Origin of the sequence: Sphaerisporangium rufum (genome assembly GCF_016863395.1) — a bacterium.
GTDB lineage: Bacteria > Actinomycetota > Actinomycetes > Streptosporangiales > Streptosporangiaceae > Sphaerisporangium > Sphaerisporangium rufum.
On the sequence record NZ_BOOU01000013.1, the window covers coordinates 189,604 to 210,144 of the forward strand.

At 73.4% G+C, this 20,541-nt stretch carries 17 protein-coding genes and 1 riboswitch; of the genes, 12 read left to right on the forward strand and 5 right to left on the reverse strand.

The annotated features are described in order from the left end of the window. The first annotated feature begins 85 nt into the window (after window positions 1–85). Both Sru01_RS05170 and Sru01_RS05175 read left to right on the forward strand, forming a co-directional pair. Window positions 86–361, forward strand: a complete 276-nt coding sequence (locus Sru01_RS05170) for a ribbon-helix-helix domain-containing protein (protein WP_203982677.1) — start codon at window positions 86–88, stop codon at window positions 359–361. After that, entirely contained in the window at window positions 358–759 is a 402-nt protein-coding gene (locus tag Sru01_RS05175; RefSeq protein ID WP_203982678.1) for a PIN domain-containing protein, read from the forward strand. The genes Sru01_RS05170 and Sru01_RS05175 overlap by 4 nt, the downstream gene beginning before the upstream one ends. A gap of 30 nt (window positions 760–789) precedes the next feature. Here Sru01_RS05175 and Sru01_RS05180 read toward each other — a convergent pair whose 3' ends face one another. Then, on the reverse strand, window positions 790–2,550 hold the full coding sequence (locus Sru01_RS05180) for a DEDD exonuclease domain-containing protein (protein ID WP_203982679.1): 1,761 nt from the start codon (window positions 2,548–2,550) through the stop codon (window positions 790–792). Between the two features lie 183 nt (window positions 2,551–2,733). Between Sru01_RS05180 and Sru01_RS05185 the strand changes: the two genes are divergently transcribed. The 3 genes from Sru01_RS05185 (at window position 2,734) to Sru01_RS05195 (ending at window position 5,876) form a co-directional block, all read left to right on the forward strand. Beyond that, window positions 2,734–3,282 carry a hypothetical protein gene (locus Sru01_RS05185; protein WP_203982680.1) on the forward strand — a complete coding sequence of 183 codons (549 nt, stop codon included), beginning with the start codon at window positions 2,734–2,736 and terminating at the stop codon, window positions 3,280–3,282. 148 nt (window positions 3,283–3,430) lie between these two features. Continuing rightward, complete coding sequence (locus Sru01_RS05190; RefSeq protein ID WP_203982681.1) at window positions 3,431–4,753, forward strand: NYN domain-containing protein; 1,323 nt, start codon at window positions 3,431–3,433, stop codon at window positions 4,751–4,753. A gap of 136 nt (window positions 4,754–4,889) precedes the next feature. Continuing rightward, the gene (locus Sru01_RS05195) at window positions 4,890–5,876 is read left to right on the forward strand and encodes a C40 family peptidase (protein WP_239136935.1); all 987 of its coding nucleotides are present in this window, start codon (window positions 4,890–4,892) and stop codon (window positions 5,874–5,876) included. 77 nt (window positions 5,877–5,953) lie between these two features. On the opposite strand, the gene Sru01_RS05200 is transcribed toward Sru01_RS05195, so the two are convergent. Next, entirely contained in the window at window positions 5,954–7,297 is a 1,344-nt protein-coding gene (locus Sru01_RS05200) for an MFS transporter (protein WP_203982682.1), read from the reverse strand. After that, window positions 7,294–7,869, reverse strand: a complete 576-nt coding sequence (locus Sru01_RS05205; RefSeq protein ID WP_203982683.1) for an ArsR/SmtB family transcription factor — start codon at window positions 7,867–7,869, stop codon at window positions 7,294–7,296. The genes Sru01_RS05200 and Sru01_RS05205 overlap by 4 nt, the downstream gene beginning before the upstream one ends. 402 nt (window positions 7,870–8,271) lie before the next feature. Then, window positions 8,272–8,431: riboswitch (cyclic di-AMP (ydaO/yuaA leader) on the forward strand. 38 nt (window positions 8,432–8,469) lie between these two features. On the opposite strand from Sru01_RS05205, the gene Sru01_RS05210 reads away from it, so the two are divergent. From Sru01_RS05210 to Sru01_RS35330, 7 genes are all read left to right on the forward strand, one after another. Continuing rightward, the gene (locus Sru01_RS05210; protein ID WP_239136937.1) at window positions 8,470–9,090 is read left to right on the forward strand and encodes a C40 family peptidase; all 621 of its coding nucleotides are present in this window, start codon (window positions 8,470–8,472) and stop codon (window positions 9,088–9,090) included. A gap of 293 nt (window positions 9,091–9,383) precedes the next feature. Continuing rightward, window positions 9,384–10,262: a hypothetical protein gene (locus Sru01_RS05215; RefSeq protein WP_203982684.1), complete on the forward strand. Its 879-nt coding sequence runs from the start codon at window positions 9,384–9,386 to the stop codon at window positions 10,260–10,262. Window positions 10,263–10,296: 34 nt separating this feature from the next. Next, complete coding sequence (locus Sru01_RS05220; RefSeq protein ID WP_239136938.1) at window positions 10,297–11,829, forward strand: M48 family metallopeptidase; 1,533 nt, start codon at window positions 10,297–10,299, stop codon at window positions 11,827–11,829. After that, on the forward strand, window positions 11,826–13,079 hold the full coding sequence (locus Sru01_RS05225; protein WP_203982685.1) for a glycosyltransferase family 4 protein: 1,254 nt from the start codon (window positions 11,826–11,828) through the stop codon (window positions 13,077–13,079). The genes Sru01_RS05220 and Sru01_RS05225 overlap by 4 nt, the downstream gene beginning before the upstream one ends. 27 nt (window positions 13,080–13,106) lie before the next feature. After that, window positions 13,107–13,631: a GNAT family N-acetyltransferase gene (locus Sru01_RS05230; RefSeq protein WP_239136940.1), complete on the forward strand. Its 525-nt coding sequence runs from the start codon at window positions 13,107–13,109 to the stop codon at window positions 13,629–13,631. 391 nt (window positions 13,632–14,022) lie between these two features. Further along, complete coding sequence (locus Sru01_RS05235; RefSeq protein ID WP_239136942.1) at window positions 14,023–15,138, forward strand: helix-turn-helix domain-containing protein; 1,116 nt, start codon at window positions 14,023–14,025, stop codon at window positions 15,136–15,138. Between the two features lie 223 nt (window positions 15,139–15,361). Next, the gene (locus Sru01_RS35330; protein WP_239136943.1) at window positions 15,362–15,685 is read left to right on the forward strand and encodes a PIN domain-containing protein; all 324 of its coding nucleotides are present in this window, start codon (window positions 15,362–15,364) and stop codon (window positions 15,683–15,685) included. Between the two features lie 15 nt (window positions 15,686–15,700). Here Sru01_RS35330 and Sru01_RS05245 read toward each other — a convergent pair whose 3' ends face one another. Both Sru01_RS05245 and Sru01_RS05250 read right to left on the reverse strand, forming a co-directional pair. After that, window positions 15,701–19,681: a HAMP domain-containing hybrid sensor histidine kinase/response regulator gene (locus tag Sru01_RS05245; RefSeq protein ID WP_203982687.1), complete on the reverse strand. Its 3,981-nt coding sequence runs from the start codon at window positions 19,679–19,681 to the stop codon at window positions 15,701–15,703. Window positions 19,682–19,765: 84 nt separating this feature from the next. Then, on the reverse strand, window positions 19,766–20,524 hold the full coding sequence (locus tag Sru01_RS05250; RefSeq protein WP_203982688.1) for a 3-keto-5-aminohexanoate cleavage protein: 759 nt from the start codon (window positions 20,522–20,524) through the stop codon (window positions 19,766–19,768). Window positions 20,525–20,541 lie beyond the last annotated feature (17 nt).

Sequence of the window (20,541 nt, forward strand, 5' to 3'; positions counted from 1 at the left end):
CACTTTGACTTCGCGTTGCCGAATGAATGCGGAGCGCGATAATGATCTCCAGCGGGCCGGTAGGATGGCCGGTATGATGGTGAGTATGGCCACCATGAAGATCACGGTGAGTGTCCCGGAGGAACTTGTCACCTATATCCGGGCCGAGGTGGAGGCTGGGCGCTTCGACTCGGTATCCGCATATATGACGCGTGCCGCCGAGAGGCTTCGAGACTTCGACCCGCTGGACCTGCTGATCGCCGGCATGGTCGCCGAGACCGGTGAGCCGGACGAGGAGGCCCGGGCCGCGGTCGGCGACGCGATGGCCAGAGCGCGCGCGGCCCTCCACGCCGGCCGGACCGAGGCGAGCGACGCGGCATGACCGGGCGCCCGCGGTTCGTGCTGGATTCCGGTGCGTTGATCGCGCTGGAGCGAGCGGATCGGCGTATGACGGAACTACTGATCCTGGTGCGGCGGGAAGAGGCTCAGTTGATCATGCCCGACGCCGTCCTCGCCCAGGTATGGCGAGGGGGGCACGGGCGTCAGGCACGGCTGGCCGCGCTGCTGGGGCTCCGGCCGGATCAATGCGCGAAAGTCTCCCTGGACACCGAGGCGGCCAAACGGACCGGTGTCAGGATCGCCGAGACCGGTCACCACGATGTGGTGGACGTCCATGTCGCGATGCTGGCCGAGGACCGGGACGCGGTCGTGGTCACGTCGGACCCTGAGGACATCCTGCGAGTGAGTCCCGGGCTCAAGGAGCGGCTGTTCGAGCTGTAGGGGGTAACCGCCGGGCGGCCGGCGGGGTCGTCAGCGGAGCGGGCGGCCCTCGCGGGGCGAGCGGGGACCGGGGGCGCCCAGGGCGTGCGCGCCGTCGTAGGCGCGGTCGATGCGGGCCTTGAGGCGGGCCGCGCCGCGGGCCGGCAGGCTCCACACCCCGCCCTCGACGCGGACCAGACGCACGCCGGGGGAGTCCAGCCAGCGCAGGATGCACTCGGTCTCCTCGGCGCCGGCGGCGGGCAGCGGCCCCGGGCCGGGCACCACGGTCTCGGCGGTCGCCACCAGCGCGTCGACGTAGGGCACCGGATGGGCGCCCCTGGGCATGACGCCGGCGGCGGCCAGCCGGCCGTGCCGGACCACGTGGATGTCCCACCCGCCGTCGAAGGCGGGGCTCGCCGCGACCAGTTGGGGGATCCCGGTGAGCGAGCGCAGCCGCTGCATGCGGGCCGCGGTGCGCACGTACACCGCGAGCCGGTCGCGGTCGACCGCGGCCTCCTCGTAGCGCTGCTCGGCCGCGAGCCGGGCCATCCGGGCCTCCAGCGCGGAGAACACCGGGCCCGGGTCGGCCTCCATGGCCGCGCGGGCGTCCGCGGCGTGCCGGCCGTAGGCGTCGGTGTCCTGCCGGCCCTCGCAGGGGGCCCCGCAGCGGCCCATCTCGAACAGCACGCAGGCCGGGCGGCGGGTGCGCGGGGTCAGCCGCTCGGTGCACTGGCGCAGCGGCACCGCCTCGTGCAGCGCGGCCCGGGCGTCGTCGGCCGCACGGGCGGAGGTGAACGGGCCCAGGTAGGTGGCCTGGTCGGCCTTGACCTCCCGGACGATGGACAGCCGAGGGAAGGGCTCGTCGGTGAGCTTCAGCCAGACGACCTTCTCCGGGAACCGCGACCGCCGGTTGTAGCGGGGCTTGGCCGCGCCGATCAGCCGTAACTCGCGGACCTCGGCCTCCAGCCCGGTGGCGCAGACGATCGGCCGGACCCGCTCGGCGATGCCGATCATCTCGCGGATGCGCGGCCGGGTCTCGCTCGCGGTGAAGTACGAGCGCACCCGCTGCCGCAGGTCGCCGCTCTTGCCGATGTAGAGCGCCTCGCCGCGGGCGTCCTCGAAGACGTAGACGCCGGGGGAGCTGGGCACGGCGGCCGCCAGGTGCCGCTTTCGCTTCTGCTCGGCGGTGGGGGCGCGCACGAACCCCTTGAGCTCCTCCAGGGTCGCCACCCCGTACGCGCCGACCCGCTCGATCAGCGCGTGGAGCACGTCGACGGTGGCCCGCGCGTCGGCGAGCGCCCGGTGGCACGGCTCGGTGGCGCTGCGGAAGTGGGCGGCCAGGGTGGACAGCTTGCTGTTGGGCACCTCGTCGCGGGTGAGCACCCGGCGGGCCAGGTCGACGGTGTCGACCACCGGGTTGGCCGGCGGGGGATAACCGAGGTCGGCGCAGCGGGCCTTGATGAAGCCCAGGTCGAACGGCGCGTTGTGCGCGACCAGCGTGGCGCCGCGGGCGAACTCCAGGAAGGACGGCAGCACCTGGGCGATCGGCGGCGCGGCGGTCACCATGACGTCGGTGATGCCGGTCAGCACCGTGATGAACGGCGGGATCGGCCGGCCGGGGTCGACCAGGGTGGCGAACTCGCCGAGCACCTCGCCGCCGCGCACCTTGACCGCGCCGATCTCGGTGATGGCGTGCTCGGCCGCCGAGCCGCCCGTCGTCTCCAGGTCGAACACCACGAAGGTCACCTGGTCGAGCGGCGTGCCGAGCTCGTCGAGCGTCCCTTGAACACCGATCTCCACGACGATGACCATACGAGCGGCGACCGACATTCCGCCGCGCGGGCCGGGGCGCCCGGTGAAAAAGACGCGCGATGCGTCGGAACCTCCGGGCGGTCTGATCGTTATACGCCGTGTGCCGGGTGATGCCAGATATGCACGCCGGCCCGTGGACGGCGCCGCCGTCCATGTCCACCGGGGTTCTACGGGGAGATGTTCATGCGCAGATTGACGACGTTCGCCACGACGGCCGCGCTGGCCGGTGGGTTACTCGCCCTGCCGGGTACCGCCTCGGCCGCGCCGGCCGCGCCGGCCGCGACCCGGGCCGTGGCGGCCCACACGGCCGAGGCGGCCCAGCGGCCCAAGGCACACGTCACGGTGAACTACCCGCGCGCCATCCGGCGCGGCGGTTTCGCGACCTTCGGCTATCAGGTCTCCGGCCTGCGCCGCCTCCGCGGCGACCGGCTGGTGCTGGTCGCCTACCTGCCGAAGGGGACCGCCTCCAAGATCCGCTTCATCGCCCGCCCGCCGCACTCCTCGTGCGGCGTGCGCGACGTCCGGGCCTACTGCGTGGTGCGGTTCGGCAGCGCCGACAAGGTCGCCATGCGGCTGCGGGTCTGGGTGAAGTACAAGTACGCCGGCAACTACCGGGTCGGGCATTACGCGCGGATCGTGGCCGCCGGCTCCGGCAGCGTGCGCGGCTATCTCGCCCAGGTCACCCGCGGTGACCTGATCGGCACGTCCCGGACGGTCATCTCCCGGCGCTGACGCCGGTGCGCCGGGCCCGGCTCGCACCCGCGGCGTCCCCGCCGCGGGCGCCGGTGCCGGCCCGGCGCCGCCGCGCGGAGCACGAGGCCCGCGGTCGTACCCTTGACGGAAGACACAAGTGAACGGCCGGCCAGCTAGGGGTAGACGGATGAGTTCAGCGGGAGAAGGCCTGTCGCGCCCGCTGCCCGAGCAGGTCCGTTCGCATGTCGTCGAGCTGGCGGCCCAGGTGCTCGGCGCCCTGCCGCCCGCCGCGGTGCCCGCGCCGCTGCGGGGCATCGCCAGGTTCGACCCGCGCAAGCGGGCCCGGCTGGGCAGCGCGCCGATCGCGGCGCAGCTGGAGTCGGACAAGGAGTTCCGCGAGACCGTCGCCGAATCGCTGCGCGAGGCCTGGCCCGAGCTGGTGGCCGGCCTGCAGGAGGGCAACGTCCCGCCGGCCGCCGAGCCGGTGCTGGTGGCCGCGGCCGCCTACCTCACCCGCCCGCCGGGCTGGCCGGAGCTGGTGGAGATCGCCCGCACGGACCTGGAGCAGATCGCGGCGGCGGCCGAGGGCAGCGCGCAGGAGCAGGCCGTCACCCGGCTGCGCGAGCAGCTGGCCGCGCAGAAGGCCGCGGCCAAGGAGGAGGGCGACCGGCTGCGCGAGCAGCTCAAGGCGTCCCGCGCCGAGGTCGCCGACCTGCGGCGCCGGCTGCACGACGCCCGCGAGCGCGGCCGGGCCGCCGAGGAGCGCGCCGCCGAGCTGGCGACCCTGGAGCAGGAGGCGCGGGCCGCGGTGAGCACGGCCGCCGGCGCGGCCGAGACCGAGTTGCGCAAGCTCCGCGAGCGCCTGACGGAGGCCGAACGCCTGCTGGAGGCGGGCCGCCGCGCGGCGCGTGCCGGGCGCAGCATGGAGGACGCCCGCATCCGCGTGCTGCTGGACACCCTGCAGGACGCCGCGGCGGGGCTGCGCGGCGAGCTCGGCCTGCCGGTGGCGATCAGCCGCCCGGCCGACTCGGTGCACGCCGTCACCCCCGGCGGGCCGTCGGTGCGCGCGGTGCCGGCCCGGGCGCTGGCCGACGACGACCCGGCCCTGCTGGACCAGCTGCTGGCCGTCCCGCAGCTGCATTTGATCGTGGACGGCTACAACGTCACCAAGACCGGTTATCCCTCCCTCACCCTGCTCGACCAGCGCTCGCGGCTGCTCACCGGCCTCGGCGGGCTGGCGGTGCAGACCAGGGTCGAGGTGACCTGCGCCTTCGACGGCGCCGAGCTCAACGGCCCGGTGCAGGTGTCCGCGCCGCGCGGGGTGCGGGTGCTCTTCAGCGAGCCGGGCGAGATCGCCGACGACCTGATCCGCAGGCTGGTGCGCGCCGAGCCGCCGGGCCGCGCGGTCGCGGTGGTGTCGTCCGACCGGGAGGTGGCCGATTCGGTGCGCCGGATGGGCGCGCGGCCGGTGCCGGCGACCCTGTTGCTCCGCCGGCTTGGGCGGGGTTAGTCGCTGTATGCCCTGGTAGAAATTGGGTTGCTACCTCATATCCGTTTCGTGGGGAAAGGTGCAGGCGGCTTGACCCTTCTGTAGGATCACGCCCCAGGTTGTCGCACTTCCCGCACTCGAAGGAGCTGGCGTCCCAGTGGTCCTGCGTGTCATCCGGCGTACCGGAAGGATCCCGTTCACCGCCGGACTCGTCGCCGCCTGCCTGCTGTGCCAGGTGGCCGGGGCCGAGGCGAAGCCCAAGCCGACGGTGGCCCAGACCAAGGCGCGCCTCGCCAAGCTGAACGACAAGGCCGATCACGTCGTCGAGAAGTACAACCAGGCCAGCGAGGACTACAAGCAGGCCCGCAAGGAGTACAACGGGCTCAACGGCCGGTTGAAGAGCCAGGTGGAGCGGATCGAGGAGATGCGCTCGGGCCTGGTCTCGGTCGCGGTCAGCAGCTACCAGTCCGGCGACATGACGAGCTGGCCGAGCCTGATGACGCAGCGCGACCCCGAGTCGCTGCTCGCCGGCCTGGCCTCGATCGACCAGATGTCGGCGGGCCGGTCACGCACGATCGCCCAGTACGAGAACGCCACCCGCTCGCTCAAGGGGGAGCGGGACAAGGCCAAGGTCTCCTACGACAAGGCCCGCAGGCTGCTGGACGACTTCCGGGACCAGAAGAAGGACGTCGAGAAGCTGGTCGCCGAGCAGGAGCGCCTGCTGCGGCGGCTGAACGCCTACAACGCCGGCAACCCCAACAGCTCGGGCATCGCCTACACCGGGCCGGCGTCCGGCAACGCCCGCAAGGCGCTCCAGTTCGCCTTCGCCCAGGTCGGCAAGCCGTACCGCTACGGCGGCACCGGGCCGGGCTCCTGGGACTGCTCTGGGCTGACCCAGGCGTCCTGGCGGGCCGCCGGCGTCTCGCTGCCCCGCACCACCACCCAGCAGTACTCCTGGGGCGCCTCGCGGCGGGTCTCGCTGAACTCCGTACAGCCGGGCGACCTGCTCTTCTCCAACGGCCTGGGCCACGTCGGCATGTACGCCGGCGACGGCAAGATGGTGCACGCGCCGCGCACCGGGGACGTGGTGAAGGTCGTGCCGCTCTCGTCCTACCCCAACCTGATGGGCGCGGTCCGGCCGTGACCCGCCCGGCCTGAGGGCCGGGGGAGCGGCCCGTACCGCACCGGGCGGCGAGCCGGGGGCCGGTGCCGGGCCCGGGCTCACCGGGCGCCGCCCCGCGCCGGGCGGGGCTGCCGGGGGACGGGCGCGGGCGGCGCGGCGGGCAGGTCGCGGCCGCGGCGCAGCGGGCCGATCAGCAGGATCAGGCCGGTGAGGGCCAGCCCGCCGGTCATCAGCCACATCGCCGGGCGCAGCCCGAGCGCGCCGGCCAGCGTCCCGCCGAGCACCGCGCCGAGCGGCAGCGTGCCGAGGTTGACGAACTGCATGCTCACCACCGCCCGGCCCATCAGCTCGCGTGGCACGTACGCCTGCCGGAACCCGCCCTTGATGATGTTCCCGGTGACGACGCCGGCCACCACCATGAAGCCGCCCGCCACGGCCAGTACCAGCCCGGCGGTCGTCGGCCCGGCCATCGGGATGAGCAGGCCGAACGGCGCGCCGAGCAGCTCGGAGCCGATCATGGTGCGGGCGCTGCCGAAGCGGCGGGCCAGCGGGCCGGCGAGCAGCGCACCGGCCACCCCGCCCACGCTGGTCGCCGCCACCAGGCCGCCGACCGCGCCCGGGCCGACGCCGACCTCGCGGATCAGGAACACCACCAGGATGGCCTGGTAGCCGACCAGGAACAGGTTGCTGGCGGCGCCGAACACGGTGAGCACCCGCAGGTAGGGGTCGCGGGCGACGAAGCGGGTGCCCTCGGCGATCCGCCGGCGCAGCGTGGCGTCGGGCGGGGGCGGCGGCAGCGGCTCCTCGCGGGTCCGGATGCCGAGCAGGCACAGCGCGGACACCAGGAAGGTGGCCGCGTCGGCGAGCAGCGCGTTCACCGGGCCGAACGCCTGGGCGAGCAGGCCGGCCGCCCCCGGCCCGGCGATCTGGGACACCGACTCGCTGCCCTGGAGCTTGGCGTTCCCCTCCGCCAGCCGGGCGACCGGGACGAGCGTCGGCAGGTACGCCTGGTAGGCGGTCTTGAAGAACACGCTCGCCGTGCCGGCCAGCAGCGCCACCACCAGCAGCCAGCCGGCCGAGAGCAGGCCGAGCCAGGCCGCCACCGGCACGCTCGCGAACAGCACCAGCGAGACGGCGTCGCAGACGAGCATCACCCGCCGCCGGGGCAGCCGGTCGATCCAGGCTCCGGCGGGCAGTCCGATGATGAGCCAGGGCAGCCAGGCGGCCGCGGTCAGCAGCGCCACGACCATCGCGCTCGCGTGCAGCGTGGTGACCGCGGTGAGCGGCACGGCCACCGCGGTCAGCGAGCTGCCGAAGGCGCTGGCGGTCTCGCCGGTCCACAGCAGGCGGAAGTCCCGGTCCCGCCACAGCCCGCCGCGCCGGGGCGGTGGCGCCGCCGGCGCGGCCCGGGTGGCCGCCGGAGCGGCGTCGGCGGCGCTCATGGCCGCCCCGGGACGCCGAAGGCGAAGAAGAAGACCGGGTCGCGTCGCGCACCGTCGTCGGGTACGTCGCGGCCGGCCCAGCGGTTCACCAGCTCCAGCAGCTCGGCCTCGAAGCGGTGCAGCTCCTGCGGGGTGAGCCGCAGCCACTTGTCCGTGGAGAACGGGGCGTTGTCCCAGGCGGCGCGCTCCTCCTCGCCGGCGGCGTACCAGGCGCGCACCATGGCCACGTGGTGGTCCAGGTTGAGCGACTCCGCCGCGGTCGCCACGGCCGCCGACACCGGATCTTCGTTGAAGTCGGCGGTGGACCAGCGCAGGCTCGGCGCGACCAGCCGCCACCAGCGCTCGCGGCGGTCCCGGGCCAGCTCGGGGGCCTCCTCGATCAGCTCGGCGGTGCCGAGCACGCGCAAATGGTGGCTCACGTTGGCCACCGACTGGCCGGTGTGCTCGGCCAGCACGCTGGCCGTCGCGGGTCCGTAGACGCGCAGCGCGTCCATCAGTCGCCGCCGCAGCGGGTGGCTCACGGCCGCCAGCACCTTGGCGTCGGTGATCTGGCGTGGTTCCTGTCGTTCCATGCCGCCAGTCTGGATCGCGAAGCGACCATTGTGCAATACCTCTTGTGCAATATTCATCGCGCAATACCCGTTGCGGATGTACCGTGGACGCGCCTCGATCCAGGTGACATGTGTGACGGATGTCACCTGATGCGAACTTCGGGAGGGCAGAGGCAGGGCATGTGAGGGGAATCACATCCGGATAACGGAACCATGATTTACCCAGGCGTTATCTGTTCTTGATCTGCCTTGGTGATCTCCCTGGGGCAGGGTGGGCCTTTGCCAGACTTTGAGGTTCTCGGTAACTTCTGGGCCGCGGCGAGTACGCCATGCCCGTCGCGACCGGCCTTCGATGCGGGGCCGCGTCGTATCACAAATCCAACCGTCACGGTCGCCGGCCGGAGCTCGCTTCTGGCCGCGCGGCGCTGTGACCTGCCGAGTCCGCGCGGCAAGGAGTGCGGAGCCGGGGACCCAATTGATCCCTTTCATTGGGATCGGGGGTGAATCAGCGCTATTCGCGCTGTAGGGCGCCTTCCAGGCCCGAATCCGACAGCTAACCCGGTAGGCGTAAGTGGAAGAACCGTAGGAGAGATCCTGTCCAGCACCACCAAGAACACCTGCGTGTCGCGCTTCGCCCGCCTGTCCCTCGGCGGGGTGGCCCTCACCATGACGGCGTCGGTCGGCGCGATCGCGACGCAGGGCACGGCTGAGGCCGCCGCGACGGCCAACCCGGTCAACGGCGGCGTCACCTCGGTGAGCACCCAGACGAGCGCCCGGACCGACAGTGCCGAGAGCGCGGCCAAGAGCACGACCCGGACCAGCGGCGCCAAGAAGAGCACCAAGAGCGGCAAGGCCAAGCTCAGCAAGGCCGCGCGGCAGCGGGTAAAGGCGACCAAGGCCGTGTCGGTGGCCAAGAAGCAGGTCGGCGACCCCTACCGCTGGGGCGGCAACGGCCCCAACGCGTTCGACTGCTCGGGGCTGGTCCGCTACGCGTGGCGCAAGGCCGGCGTGAAGCTTCCCCGCGTCACGGGCAGCCAGTACCGCTCGGTGAAGAAGAAGGTCTCCTGGAAGAACCTCAAGCCGGGCGACCTGATGTTCTTCTACGGGCTCGGCCACGTCGGCATGTACGTCGGGCACGGCAAGATGGTCCACTCCCCGAGCAGCGGAAAGACCGTGCGCGTGGAGAAGCTGGGGAGCTACCGCAAGCGCGCGTTCGTCGGCGCGGCCCGCCCCGGCGCCTGACCGGAACGTTCCAGCCCGGCCCCGCCGTCCGGCGACCGGACGCACGGCCGATGGCCGGGAGCCCCAGGCGGGACTCGTCGAGACGCCTTCTCCCCGAGACCCCGCCGGCCGGTTTCGCCCAGGCCCCGGCACTCTCCGCGGAGAGTGCCGGGGCCGACGCGTGTCCGCACCGCCGGCGCGAGAACCGGAACCGGCCCCGCCGGAACCGGAACCGGAGCCGGGGCCCGCCGAACCGGAACCGGAGCCGGGCCCGCTGGAACCGGAAGGGCGGCGATGCCGGGTAGATTTCCGGCATGCGCGCGCTCAGGTCGTCGGCCGTCCTGGTGACGTTGCTGGCCGGCCTGACCGCCTCCGCCGCGGCGACCGGCCTCCCGCCGGTGATCGCACCACCGCCCGTATTCACCGGCGGCACGGTCCGGGCTCCCGCGGTGGACGCGGTGATCGGCGAGCGTCCGGAGATCTGGCGCGGCGCGCGCGTGGTGCGCGGCCGGTGGGCGGTGGTGGTCGGCGGCCGTGGGGCCGCGCCCGCCACGCTGGCCGATCTGGCCCGCCGGGCCGACCGGGCGAGCCGCGCCACCGTCGCGATCCTCGGCCTGGCGGGGCCGCCGCGCCCGCTGGTGCTGGTGCCCGACACCACCGCCCAGGCCGCGACGCTCGCCGCGCCCGCCGCCGTCAGCGGGCTCGCCGCGCTGGCCGCCACCGACCGGATGATCATCGAACCGGAGTCGTTCGCCCGGCTCACGCCCACCGGCCGGGACGTCGTCCTTGCGCACGAGCTGACCCATCTGGTCACCGGCGCGGCGGCCGACGGGCGGACCCCCAAGTGGCTGGTGGAGGGCTTCGCCGACTACGTGGGCCACCGGGACGCCGGCCTGCCGGTCCCGGTCGCCGCGGCCGAGCTGGCCGCCGACGTGCGGGCCGGCCGCGCGCCGGACGGCCTCCCGCTGCCCGGTGACTTCGCCGCCGGAGCCCCGCGCCTGGCCCAGGCCTACCAGGAGGCGTGGCTCGCCTGCCGTTACGTGGCGGGTCGCTTCGGGGAGCGGACCCTGGTGACCCTCTACCGTGAGTCCATGCGAGGTGACGTCGACGCGGCCGCACGCCGCACGCTCGGGATGACCATGCCGGAACTGGCCGCCGCCTGGCGCGGATACGTCCGCGAGGAGCTCTCGTGAGGCTCCGGCGCGCCGCTTCGGCCCGGGACGCCCGATGACGCCCGGCGAGCCGGCCCCCGGCGTCCGCCCAGGTGAGCACGGCGGCGAGCCGCCCATCGCCGATGCCCGCCGGGGCGGCGCCCCGCCGGCCGGTCCCGCGCCGGCCGCGGCGAACGAGGGGCCGACGTCCTCCGGTGCCGGAGACGCCTCCCGCCCGGCGGGCCGGGCGGAGGACGAAGGGCCCGCGGTCGCGTCCGGCGACGAGCCGGCCCAGGGCGGTACCGGTACCGGCAGCCCGCCGGGCTCGACCGGCGCCGCCGTGGGCGGGCGGCGGATGCCGGGGCGGCGGGCGGCCGGGGTGGCGCTGGTCGCGCTGGGCGCCGCGCTGGCCGCGGTGGTCGCGCTGACCACGCCCTGGCGGCCGCTGCCCGGGCCCGCCCCCGGCCCGCCGGACCCCGCGCGCGACTTCACCGCCGCGCAGATCGCCCGGGCCGGTGCCTTCGACGCCGCGCTCAGCATGCCCGGGTACCTGTCGCTGGCCGTCACGCTCGCCATCGCCGGCGTGCTGGTGCTGACCCCGCTCGGCGGCCGGATCCTCGGCCGGATCCACGGGCCGTGGTGGCTGCGCACCCTGCTCGGCGTCCTGGCGGTCACCGGCACCGGGCTGCTGCTGAAGTGGCCGCTCGGCATGTGGTACGAGACCCGGCTGCGGGAGTACGGCCTGTCCACCCAGGGGTGGCCGGCCTGGTCGGGCGACCGGCTCAAGAGCTTCGCCGTGCAGACGGCGCTCATGGCGATCATGGTCCTCGCGGTGGTCTGGCTGGCCCGGCACCGGCCGGCACGCTGGTGGATCCCGGCCGCCGCCGGCGCGTTCGTGCTCACCGTCGCCGTCTCGTTCGTCTACCCGCTGCTGGTCGAGCCGCTGTTCAACGACTTTCGCACGCTGCCGCCGGGCCCGCTGCGCGACGACCTGATCGCCATGGCCACCCGGGACGGCGTCCCGGTCTCCGACGTGCTGGTGGCCGACGCCTCCCGGCGCACCACCGCGCTCAACGCCTATGTCTCGGGGTTCGGCGCCACCCGGCGCATCGTCGTCTACGACACGCTGCTGCGCGCCCCCGCCAAGGAGGTCGAGCTGGTCGTCGCGCACGAACTCGGCCACGCCGAGCGCGGCGACGTGCTGTACGGCACCCTGGTCGGCGCGCTCGGCGCGGCGGCCGGTGCCTGCGCGCTGTTCCTGGTCACCACCTGGCGGCCGCTGCGCCGCCGCACCGGGGTCGACTCGCCCGGCGACCCGCGGGCCGCCGGGCTGCTGGTCGGGCTGATGACCGTGGCCACCATCGCCTCCGGCCCGGCGCAGAACCTGGTCAGCCGCCCGATCGAGGCGCGGGCCGACGTGCACGCCCTCGACCTCACCGGCGACCCGGCCACCTTCGCCGCGATGCAGCGCCGGCTGGCGCTGACCAACCTCTCCGACCTGGAGCCGGACCCGTTCGAGTACGTCATGTACGCCTCGCACCCCTCCACCCCCGAGCGGCTCGCGCTGGCCCGCGCCTGGGCGCGCGCGCACGGCCGGCCCGGGCCGTGAGCCCGCCGTCCGGCGCCGGGAGTGGGCGCACCCTGGTCGTCACCAACGACTTCCCGCCCCGGCCCGGCGGCATCCAGGCGTTCGTGCACGCGCTGGCCGTCCGCCGCCCGCCCGGCACGCTCACCGTCTACGCCTCCCGGTGGACCGGCTGGGAGGAGTTCGACGCGGGCCAGCCCTACCGGGTGGTGCGGCACCCCACCTCGCTGATGCTCCCGGTGCCCGAGGTCGCCCGGCGGGCCGCCGCGCTGGTCCGCGAGGACCGCTGCGACACGGTGGTGTTCGGCGCCGCCGCGCCGCTCGGCCTGCTCGCGCCCGCGATGCGGGCGGCCGGCGCCCGGCGGGTCGTCATGCTCACCCACGGGCACGAGGCCGCCTGGGCGGGCCTGGCGCCGGCCCGCGCGCTGCTGCGGCGGATCGGCGCCGGCGCCGACGCGGTCACCTACCTCGGCGACTACACCCGAGAGCGGCTGGCCCGCGCCATCCCGCCGGCCCGGCTGGTGCGGCTCGCCCCCGGCGTGGACACCGACGCCTTCCGGCCCGGCGCGGGCGGCGCCGCGGTCCGCCGGAGCCTGGGCCTGGGCGACCGGCCGGTGGTGGTGTGCGTGTCCCGGCTGGTGCCGCGTAAGGGCCAGGACACCCTGGTGCGCTGCTGGCCGGACGTGCTGCGCCGGGTGCCCGGGGCGGTGCTGCTGCTGGTCGGCGGCGGCCCGGCCCGGGCCGGCCTGGAACGGGCGGTCCGCGCCCGCGGCCTGGCCGGCTCGGTCGTGGTGACCGGCTCGGTGCCGTGGAGCCACCTGCCCGCCTACTACGACGCGGGCGACGTCTTCGCCATGCCGTGCCGCACCCGGCTCGGCGGGCTGGACGTGGAGGGCCTCGGCATCGTCTACCTGGAGGCGTCCGCGACCGGGCTGCCGGTGGTGGCGGGCACCTCGGGCGGTGCGCCGGACGCGGTCCGCGACGGCGACACCGGCGTGGTGGTGGACGGCGAGCGGCCGGACGCGGTGGCGGCGGCGGTGGCGTCCCTGCTGGCCGACCCGGCCCGCGCCCGGGAGATGGGCCGCCGCGGCCGGGCCTGGATCGAGCGCGAGTGGCGCTGGGACCTGGTCGCCGACCGCTTCGCCACCCTTCTCGCCTCCCAACCGAGTCCCGAGGCCGCCGCCCCTTCCGCCGGCGCCGCCCCAGAGGCCGACGACGGCCCGGACGGCCCGGCGCTCGGTGAACGGCCGCCAGGGCCGGCCGGAGCGCCATAGAGAACGCCACAGAGAAAGAGCATGCCCGTGACACTCCCCGACGCGGTCATCCGTCCCGCGAGCCCCGCGGATCTGAAGGACGTCGCCGAGATCTACACGCACTACGTTCTGGAGACCGTGATCACCTTCGACCAGACGCCGCCGGGCCATACCGACTGGCGGCGGCGGCTGGACGAGCTGGCCGGCCGGGGCCTGCCCTTCCTGGTCGCCGAGCTGAACGGCGACGTGGCCGGATACGCCTACGCCGGCCCGTGGCGCCCCAAGCCTGCCTACCGGCACACCGTGGAGGACTCGATCTATCTCGCCCCGGGTATGACCGGCCGCGGGCTGGGCGGCGCGCTGCTCGGCGCGCTGCTGCCCCGCTGCGCCGAGGCGGGCATGCGCCAGGTGATCGCCGTCATCGCGGACGGCGGGAGCCCCGCGTCGACCGCGCTGCACGAGCGGTTCGGCTTCGCCCACGCCGGCCGGCTGGCCGGCGTCGGCTACAAGCAGGGCCGCTGGGTCGACACGGTGCTCATGCAACGCGCCCTGACCACCGGTCAGGACGGATGAACCGAGGGCACAGAGCCCGGGCCGCCCGCGCCCGCCGGGCACCGTGGGCGTCGAGGCAGGCGAGCCCACGCTCCACCGGGGCTACCACCTGGCCGGACCGCCGCCCAAGGCGGCCAGGTGGCGTTCCAGCACGGTGAGCATGGTGTCGGCGTCCAGGTGGCCGGGGTGCAGCACCGCACCTGGACGTCTACGAGGGCGACCGCCTGCTGATCACCGTCACCGCCACCGACCACCCCGGCCGCCGACCTCACTACACCGTCATCAGTCGTACCTCCGAACACCGCGGCGCAGCCTCGGAGAGACCGCAAGGCACCCGGCCCGGAGGCCGCTGATGGACCACTCCCGTCAGCGGTTCGTAGCGATCGACATGGTGTTGTTCTATAATCGAACAATGACCATCGCTGAGGGTGAGCTGGGCGCGCGGATCGCGTCGGCCCGGCAGCGCGCCGGGATGACGCAGGCGGAGCTTTCCGCCGCGATCGCCCTCGACCGGTCCAGCCTTGCCAAGATCGAGAATGGCGGGCGCCGGGTGTCCGCCATGGAGCTGGCCCGGATCTCTCAGGTGCTCGATGAACGGATCGAGTGGTTCTTTCAGCTCGCACCGCCCGCCATCATCTCTCACCGCAACCTCGTGGAGCCCGGGGCGGCCAGTCCCGCCATCGACCAGCTGGCCGAGAAGGTGGCACGTCACGTGGAGTTCGTCACCAAGAGGGCGAAGTGGGAGTGGCCGAGCGTTTCCGCTCTCACCAGACCTGGCACGGTGGCCCAGGCGGAGGACGCCGCGGAGACGGCTCGCACGATGCTCGGCGCCGATCCCGGCGCGCCCGTCTCCGCGCTGGTCGACCGGATGGCCACCCTGGGTTTGTTGGCCTTCTCGTTCGATCTTGGCACCGATGCCGCCGACGCCGCATCCTTGTTGCTTCGCGAGGGTGGTATCGCGATTGTCAATGGGGCGCGTCAGGTGGGGCGGCGCCGGCTGGCTCTGGCGCATGAGTTGGGCCACTTTCTGTTCGCCGACGAGTACACCGTCGACTGGCGGATCGCTGAGCGGGACGGTGCCGAGGGCTGGGAGTCGCGCCTGGACCGGTTCGCCCGCGCTCTCCTATTGCCGGCGGCCGGCCTGCGCGCGGAGTACCGGCGATTGGTCGGGGAGGGCGCAGATCTACGGACCATGGCGGTGAAGCTCGGAAGCCTTTATCAGGTCGATATGGCGACGCTGGCCCGGCGGATGGTCGAGACGGATCTGATCGCTTCTTCCGACGCCCGTGCGGTGCGGTCGGTACGCACCGGCAGAGCGGACATCATCGAACTGAACCTTGTGGTCAAACATGAACTGGAACCGCCCTGCCTGCCCAAGCCCTACGTCAGGTCGGTTCTTGCCCTGTATCGCGGCTCGGAGATCTCCGCCGTCCGGGCGATGGACCTGCTGTTCGATACCTGGCGGGAAGATGAGCTTCCAGAGGTACCGCAACTTCCGGAGAACGCGATCTGGGAGTTCGTCTCTTGACAGAGGACACCAGCGAGACATTTGTCTTCGACACCGGACCGCTGAGTGCTTTCGCCGTCAATAACTGGTTGGGCGTGCTCAAGGCGGTGATGGGCAAGCGCCGTACCATAATCCCGGATGTCGTCGCCATGGAACTGATGGAGGGGGCGGCCAAGACTCGCGGATCGGCGCTGTACTCACCGCGGAGTGGATCGAACGTCATGAGCTCGGTTCCCTGGCCGAGATGGCGGCGTTCGCCGACTTCTCCGAACTGCTGGTCGTCGGGGGCAGGAACCTCGGTGAGGCGGGAGTGCTCGCCTTGGCACGAACAACGGGCGCCACGGCGGTTATCGATGACGCGGCGGCGAGGCGGGCGGCCGACGCCTACAAAGTGGACTATTGTCCTACGCTGCGGTTATTGTGCTGGTCGATCAGGGATGGACTGCTGACGGTTCCGCTCGTCGCCGAACTGGCCGACGACCTGTTGTCCAGCAGGTACCACTTCCCGTTCCGGCCTGGCGGGTTCGCCCGGTGGGCCGAGGAGAACGGCATGCTCGACAGCCCTTGAATCGAGGCACGCGGGTCACAGGTCGAGCCAGCGTTGCATGCGGTCGATCAGCTCCTCGGCGTCCACCGGCTTGGTGACGTAGTCGCTGGCGCCGGAGGAGAGGGTCTTCTCCCGGTCGCCGTGCATGGCCTTGGCGGTGACCGCGATGATCGGCAGGTCGGTGAAGCGCGGCATCTCGCGGATGGCGGCGGTCGCGGCGTAGCCGTCCATCTCCGGCATCATGATGTCCATCAGCACCAGGTCGACGTCGTCGTTGCGCATGAGCATCTCGATGCCCTTGCGGCCGTTCTCGGCGTAGATGACCTGCATGCCGTGCAGCTCGAGGATGTTGGTGAGCGCGAAGACGTTGCGCACGTCGTCGTCGATCACCAGCACCTTGCGGCCGAGCAGCCCGCTGTCCACGCCGCCCACCTCGCGCGGCGCCTCCTCCACGGCCGCCGGCACCAGCGGGGGGACGCCGCCGGGGCCGGTGGCCGACAGGTGCAGGGTGATGCGCTCGCGCAGCTCGTCCAGGCTGGGCAGCCGCTCCAGCGGCTGGGTGCGCGAGCGGCCCTGCAGCAGGTTCTCCTGGGGGCGGGTGAGCTTGCGGGAGTGATGGGCCAGCACCGGCAGCGAGCGCAGCGCCGGATCCTCGTCCAGCCCGCGCAGGAACTCCGCGGCCGCGTCGTAGGGCATGCCGAGGTCGAGCACGACGCAGTGGTATCGCTGGCGCACCAGCGCGCCGAGAGCGCTGCCGGGATCGCCGGCCGTGGTGACCCGCACCGCGCCGTGCGTGTGGGTCAGGTCGGCGACCACGCTCTGGGCGAGCATGGACAGCAGGCCGCCCGGCCGGTCCTCGACGACGAGCAGGCGGCGGGTGTCCTCCGCCGCGCCCTCCTCCGGCCCGGCCGCCGGCGGCGCGGCGGCCGGCGGTGCCACCGGGCCGGCCGTCGCCGTGGCCGGTTCGGCGGCGTCGTCCGGCGGCCACGGCGCCAGGACCGGCCGGACCGGCGACGCCACGGCCCGGGAGGCCAGGTCCATCGGCAGGTACAGGCTGAAGGTGCTGCCCTCGCCCAGCCTGCTCTCGGCGCGGATCTCGCCGTTGAACAGCGCGGCGATCTCGCGGCTGATGGACAGGCCCAGGCCGGTGCCGCCGTACTTGCGGCTGGTGGTGCCGTCGGCCTGCTGGAAGGCGTCGAAGATCTGCGACAGGTTCTCCTCGGCGATGCCGATACCGGTGTCGCTGACGTGGAAGGCGAGCACGTCCTGGCGGGAGCCGTCCGGCAGGTCCATCTCGCCGGCCCGCTCCACCCGCAGCCGCACCGAGCCGGCCTCGGTGAACTTGACCGCGTTGGACAGCAGGTTGCGCAGCACCTGGCGCAGTCGCTGCTCGTCCATCAGCAGCCGGGTCGGCACGTCCGGGGCCACCTCGACGTCGAACCGCAGCCCCTTCTCGGTGGTCATCGGCCGGAAGGTGGCGTCGACGTAGTCGAGCAGCTGGCGCAGCTGGAAGGCCTCCAAGGTGAGGTCCATCTTGCCCGCCTCGATCTTGGACAGGTCGAGGATGTCGTTGATGAGCTGCAGCAGGTCGGTACCCGCCGAGTGGATGACGTTGGCGTACTCGACCTGCTTGGCGGTCAGGTTGCGCGCCGGGTTCTGCGCCAGCAGCTGGGCCAGGATCAGCAGCGAGTTGAGCGGGGTGCGCAGCTCGTGGCTCATGTTGGCCAGGAACTCGCTCTTGTACTTGGAGGCGAGCGCCAGCTGCTGGGCACGGTCCTCCAGCTCCTGGCGGGCCTGCTCGATCTCGATGTTCTTGGTCTCGATGTCGCGGTTCTGCTGGGCGAGCAGCTCGGCCTTCTCCTCCAGCTCGGCGTTGGACCGCTGGAGCTCCTCCTGGCGGACCTGCAGCTCGGTGGCCAGCCGCTGCGACTCGGTGAGCAGCGAGTCGGTGCGGGCGTTGGCGACGATGGTGTTGACGTTGACGCCGATGGTCTCCACCAGCTGCTCCAGGAAGTCGCGGTGCACCTGGGTGAAGCGGTTCAGGCTGGCCAGCTCGATCACGCCCAGCACCTGGTCCTCGACCACGATGGGCAGCAGGATCAGGTTGACCGGCCCGGTGCGGCCGAGGCTGGAGGAGATGTCGAGGTAGCCCGCCGGGACGTCCTCCACCAGGATGGCGCGCCGGGCCTTGGCGGCCTGCCCGACCAGCGTCTCGCCCAGCGCGTAGCGGCGGGACAGCTCCTGGTGCCCGTAGCCGCCGACCACGCCGAGCTCGGCGCCGGACTCCTCGGCGAGCAGGAAGGTGCCGTACTGGGCCCGGACCAGCGGGGCGAGCTCGTTCATGACCAGGTCGGCGACCACGGCGAGGTCGCGGTGGCCCTGCATCAGACCGGAGATGCGGGCCAGGTTGGTCTTCAGCCAGTCCTGTTCCTGGTTGGCCCGGGTGGTCTCGCGCAGCGACTTCACCATGGAGTTGATGTTGTCCTTGAGCTCGGCCACCTCGCCGGAGGCGTCCACGGTGATCGACCGGGTGAGGTCGCCGGAGGTGACCGCGCTGGTGACCTCGGCGATGGCCCGCACCTGCCGGGTGAGGTTGCCGGCCAGCTCATTGACGTTCTCGGTGAGGCGCTTCCAGGTGCCCGAGACGCCCTCCACCTCGGCCTGCCCGCCCAGCCGGCCCTCGCTGCCCACCTCACGGGCGACCCGGGTGACCTCGGCGGCGAACGAGGAGAGCTGGTCCACCATGGTGTTGATCGTGGTCTTCAACTCCAGGATCTCGCCGCGCGCGTCCACGTCGATCTTCCGGGTGAGATCGCCCTGGGCGACGGCGGTGGTGACCTGGGCGATGTTGCGCACCTGGCTGGTCAGGTTGTTCGCCATGAAGTTGACGTTGTCGGTGAGGTCCTTCCAGGTGCCGGACACGCCGCGGACGGTGGCCTGGCCGCCGAGGTTGCCCTCGGTGCCGACCTCGCGGGCCACCCGGGTGACCTCGTCGGCGAAGGCGCTCAGGGTGTCGACCATCGTGTTGATGGTCTGCGCCAGCGCGGCCACCTCGCCCTTGGCCTCCACGGTGATCTTCTGCGACAGGTCGCCGCGGGCCACCGCGGTCGCCACCTGCGCGATCGAGCGGACCTGGCCGGTGAGGTTGCGGGCCATGACGTTGACGTTGTCGGTGAGGTCCTTCCAGGTGCCCGAGACGCCGCGGACGGTGGCCTGGCCGCCGAGGTTGCCCTCGGTGCCGACCTCGCGGGCCACCCGGGTGACCTCGTCGGCGAACGCCGACAGCTGGTCGACCATCGTGTTGATGGTCTCCTTCAGCTCCAGGATCTCGCCGCGGGCGTCCACCCGGATCTTCTGCGAGAGGTCGCCCTTGGCGACCGCGGTGGTCACCTCGGCGATGCTGCGCACCTGGGCGGTCAGGTTGTCCGCCATGACGTTCACCGACTCGGTGAGCGCCTTCCACGTGCCGGAGACGCCCTTGACGTCCGCCTGGCCGCCGAGCCGGCCCTCGGTGCCGACCTCGCGGGCGACCCGGGTGACCTCGTCGGCGAACGAGGAGAGCTGGTCGACCATGGTGTTGATGGTGTTCTTCAGTTCCAGGATCTCGCCGCGGGCCGAGACGGTGATCTTCTGCGACAGGTCGCCCCGGGCGACCGCCGTGGTGACCTGGGCGATGGAGCGCACCTGGTCGGTGAGGTTGCCCGCCATGGCGTTCACCGAGTCGGTGAGGTCCTTCCAGGTGCCCGAGACGCCGGGCACCTCGGCCTGGCCGCCGAGCCGGCCTTCGGTGCCGACCTCGCGGGAGACCCGGGTCACCTCGGAGGTGAACAGCGCGAGCTGGTCGACCATGCCGTTGAAGACGGTGGCGATCTCCCGGTAGAGGCCGTCGCCCTCCTCCGGCAGCCGGGTGCCGAAATCGCCGTCGCGGACGGCGGTCAGGCCGGCCAGCAGCTGGCGGAGGTCGACCTCCGGGCCCCGGGAGCGGCCGCGCTTGGCGGTGCTGACGGTCTCGACCATGTCCACCCTCGGTGACGTCGCTGGGATCGGCCAGGCAATGGTAAAGCCCGGCCCCGGGTGCCGGGACCGGGCGGCGGGCCGCGCTCAGCCGGCCGGCGGGGCGGCGGCCAGGGCGAGGGCGCGGCGGACGATGTCGGCGTTGCCGGCGACCGGCTCGCCCGCCGGGCCGTGCAGCATGTCCTCCAGGCCGGCCCGGCCGGCCAGCCCGCGGCGGGCGGCCTCCGCCACCAGCGGCCAGGCCGCCGGGCCCTCGCCGTGCAGCAGCCGGGGCGCGGTGACGCCGAGCGAGTCCAGCCGGTCCAGCACCCGGGCCGCCTCGGCCGCCGCCGCCTCGGCCGGCGCGTCGATGATCTCCACCAGGACGCGCAGCACCGGCGGGAACCCCGGCGCGGCGGCGGCGGCCGCCAGCGCCTCGGCGTCGGCCACCGACCACACGCCCGCCTCCACCGCGACGCCGGCGGCGGCGACCGCGGCGGCCAGCTCGGCGAAGCCGGGTTCCGACAGGTTGCAGGAGGCGAAGTCCGGTCGCGCGTCATCGGGCAGGCCGGCCCAGGAGCGGACCAGCGCCAGCCGGGCGGCGGCGTCGCCGCCGGTGATCCACAGGCCGGTGGAGACGCCGGCCGGCAGCCCGGGGACGGCGGCGCGGATCGCGGCCATGGCGGCGCCGATGTCGGCGGCGGCCAGCGATTCGGCGCCGGAGGCGTCCCGGGGATGCAGGTGGACGGCCGCCGCCCCGGCCTCGGCCGCCGCGCGGGCGTCGGCGGCCAGCGCGGCGGGGGTCAGCGGCAGCGCCGGGTGATCACCGGGGGCGCGGTCTCCGTTAAGGCAGGCCTTCAACCACATCCGCAAACCGTAGCGCG

Excerpts from the sequence above, each read along its gene's own strand:
- Sru01_RS05170 (WP_203982677.1), top strand. The coding sequence starts at position 86 with ATGGCCACCATGAAGATCACGGTGAGTGTCCCGGAGGAACTTGTCACC.
- Sru01_RS35330 (WP_239136943.1), top strand. The coding sequence starts at position 15,362 with ATGGCGGCGTTCGCCGACTTCTCCGAACTGCTGGTCGTCGGGGGCAGG.
- Sru01_RS05215 (WP_203982684.1), top strand. The coding sequence starts at position 9,384 with ATGCGCGCGCTCAGGTCGTCGGCCGTCCTGGTGACGTTGCTGGCCGGC.
- Sru01_RS05200 (WP_203982682.1), bottom strand. The coding sequence starts at position 7,297 with ATGAGCGCCGCCGACGCCGCTCCGGCGGCCACCCGGGCCGCGCCGGCG.
- Sru01_RS05250 (WP_203982688.1), bottom strand. The coding sequence starts at position 20,524 with ATGTGGTTGAAGGCCTGCCTTAACGGAGACCGCGCCCCCGGTGATCAC.
- Sru01_RS05220 (WP_239136938.1), top strand. The coding sequence starts at position 10,297 with ATGACGCCCGGCGAGCCGGCCCCCGGCGTCCGCCCAGGTGAGCACGGC.
- Sru01_RS05185 (WP_203982680.1), top strand. The coding sequence starts at position 2,734 with ATGCGCAGATTGACGACGTTCGCCACGACGGCCGCGCTGGCCGGTGGG.
- Sru01_RS05180 (WP_203982679.1), bottom strand. The coding sequence starts at position 2,550 with ATGGTCATCGTCGTGGAGATCGGTGTTCAAGGGACGCTCGACGAGCTC.
- Sru01_RS05190 (WP_203982681.1), top strand. The coding sequence starts at position 3,431 with ATGAGTTCAGCGGGAGAAGGCCTGTCGCGCCCGCTGCCCGAGCAGGTC.
- Sru01_RS05175 (WP_203982678.1), top strand. The coding sequence starts at position 358 with ATGACCGGGCGCCCGCGGTTCGTGCTGGATTCCGGTGCGTTGATCGCG.
- Sru01_RS05235 (WP_239136942.1), top strand. The coding sequence starts at position 14,023 with ATGACCATCGCTGAGGGTGAGCTGGGCGCGCGGATCGCGTCGGCCCGG.
- Sru01_RS05245 (WP_203982687.1), bottom strand. The coding sequence starts at position 19,681 with ATGGTCGAGACCGTCAGCACCGCCAAGCGCGGCCGCTCCCGGGGCCCG.
- Sru01_RS05205 (WP_203982683.1), bottom strand. The coding sequence starts at position 7,869 with ATGGAACGACAGGAACCACGCCAGATCACCGACGCCAAGGTGCTGGCG.